General features: G+C 79.0%; 3 protein-coding genes. 1 reads left to right on the top strand and 2 read right to left on the bottom strand.

Features of this window, described 5'->3' with window-relative positions:
• The coding region (locus tag ABEB16_RS18465; protein WP_345713677.1) for a putative protein N(5)-glutamine methyltransferase at positions 1-612 on the bottom strand (612 nt) is incomplete at its 3' end.
• Positions 609-1145, bottom strand: a complete 537-nt coding sequence (locus ABEB16_RS18460; RefSeq protein ID WP_345713676.1) for a flavin reductase family protein — start codon at positions 1143-1145, stop codon at positions 609-611. The genes ABEB16_RS18465 and ABEB16_RS18460, both read right to left, overlap by 4 nt.
• A 158-nt stretch (positions 1146-1303) precedes the next feature.
• Here ABEB16_RS18460 and ABEB16_RS18455 point away from each other — a divergent pair, with 158 nt between their 5' ends.
• The gene (locus ABEB16_RS18455) at positions 1304-1564 is read left to right on the top strand and encodes a hypothetical protein (protein WP_345713675.1); all 261 of its coding nucleotides are present in this window, start codon (positions 1304-1306) and stop codon (positions 1562-1564) included.
• Positions 1565-1835: the final 271 nt, after the last annotated feature.

Genomic DNA, 1835 nt, shown 5'->3' with positions numbered 1-1835 from the left:
CAGGCCGTCCGCGCCGCCGTCCAGCGCGGCGCGGGGCTCGTGCAGCCGCGCCTCCGCCGGCATGAGCGCCACCTCCCCGCTGGGCACGTACGGCACCACCGCCACCAGCACGTCCACCCGGCCGCGCAGCCGGTCCGGCAGCGGCGCGTCGAGGTCGCCGAGCAGGACCTGCGCGCCGGGCAGGTTGCCCCGCGCGCAGCGCACCGCGACGGGGTCGGAGTCCACGGCGTGCACCTCGAGGTCCGGGACCGCCGCGGACAGCGCCACCGCCAGGGCGCCGGAACCGCAGCACAGGTCCACGACGACCCCGCCGCGCGGTGTGACGGCCGCGGCGGTGCGGGCCAGGAACTCGCTGCGGCGCCGCGGCACGAACACCCCCGGTTCCACCGCCACCCGCACCCCGCAGAACTGCGCCCAGCCGAGCACCTGCTCCAGCGGCAGCCCGCCCACCCGCCGGGCGACGAGGTCGTCGAGCTCGGCGGCGCCGCCGGCCTGCGCCACCAGCAGCGCCGCCTCCTCCTCGGCGTACACGCACCCCGCCGCCCGCAGCCGGCGCACCACCCCCGCGGGCGGTCGCGGCCCGCGGGGTTCCTCCCGCCCGGCGCCGCTCATCCGAGGTGGCGGTAGCGGCCGCGCTGCCACACCAGCGGATCGGCGTCCGCGCCCGGTTCGACGTGCTCGATGCGCGCCTCGACGAGCGCGCTCCACCCCAGCGTGCGCACCCCCGTCACGCGGCAGCCCGCCCACGTCACGTCCCCGGCCGGCACCGGGCCCCACGCGGTGTCCGTCCACGTCGCCAGGGTGAACGGCCCGCCCGGGGCCGGGCCGAGGAAGGAGAACGCGTCGGCCAGCGGGCGCCGGGACCAGTCCAGGACGGTGACGGCGAACGCACCCGAGGCGGTGAGGACCTCCAGCACGTCGCTCTCGTCGCCCAGCAGCCCCGCGAGCTGCCCCGGCTCGCCGACGAGCACGGACGACACCGTCAGGCCCGCCCGCTGCGCGCCGTCCGCCGCCGTCCACAGCGTCACCGGGGCGCTCAGCCGCCCGCGCAGCCGGCGCACGGGTTCCCGCTGCTGCTCCGGGCGCAGGAACGGGTGCTCCCCGTGCACCGCGCCGCCCGCCGCCTCGAACCCACCACCGCTCACGCGACGACCCTACGCGGGGACGGGGCCGGCGACCTGCGGGTGCGACCCCGGCAGGTCTCCGGCAGCCAACAGCCCGCTCACAGGGATCTCAGAGCTGCGCGGCGCAGATTGTGGGTGTGCCGGGAAGCGCCCGGCGCGACAGCGACCGGGGGGCAGACATGAAGATCACGCAGCGGATCGTGGCCGCGGGCACCGCGGGGGTCATCAGCGCCAGCGGGCTCGGCCTGCTCCTGCTCGACGCGCCGGCCGCCGCGGCCGCACCCCGCGAGGCCGGCACCGTCGCCGGGACCACCGCCGACGGGGTGCGCGACGGCGGCCGCGACCGCGGTGCCACCCCGGTGCGGACCGCTGGTCTCGTCGCCGTGCTGCCCGAGCGCGTCGGCACCGGCACCCGGACCTCGCGCCTCGCGGAGGTCTGACCCACCGACCCCTCCCCGACGTCCCGCTGCGTGGGGCTGCTGACGAGGCCGTCGGGGAGGTCCTGCGAGCCCGGGGGCGTCCGACGGGAACCGGACGCCCCCGGGCCCGTGGTTGTCCGGCAGCACCCGGGTCGTGGGGTCCTGGTCGTCGCGGCGCCGGCCGGGGCGCGCCTCAGCGCACCCAGACGCGCAGGTCACCCACCGCGGTGAACCCCGCGTGCCGGGCGGCGGCGAGGTCCTCGCCCCGTTCGTAACCGACCAGCGGCCGGCC

This window comes from Kineococcus glutinatus (assembly GCF_039542765.1).
GTDB classification, from domain to species: domain Bacteria; phylum Actinomycetota; class Actinomycetes; order Actinomycetales; family Kineococcaceae; genus Kineococcus_A; species Kineococcus_A glutinatus.
Note: the sequence above shows the minus strand (reverse complement) of the source record. Positions and strands in the feature narration are given on the sequence as shown.

Coding starts and splice junctions, on each gene's coding strand:
- ABEB16_RS18455 (WP_345713675.1), top strand. CDS start 1,304: ATGAAGATCACGCAGCGGATCGTGGCCGCGGGCACCGCGGGGGTCATC.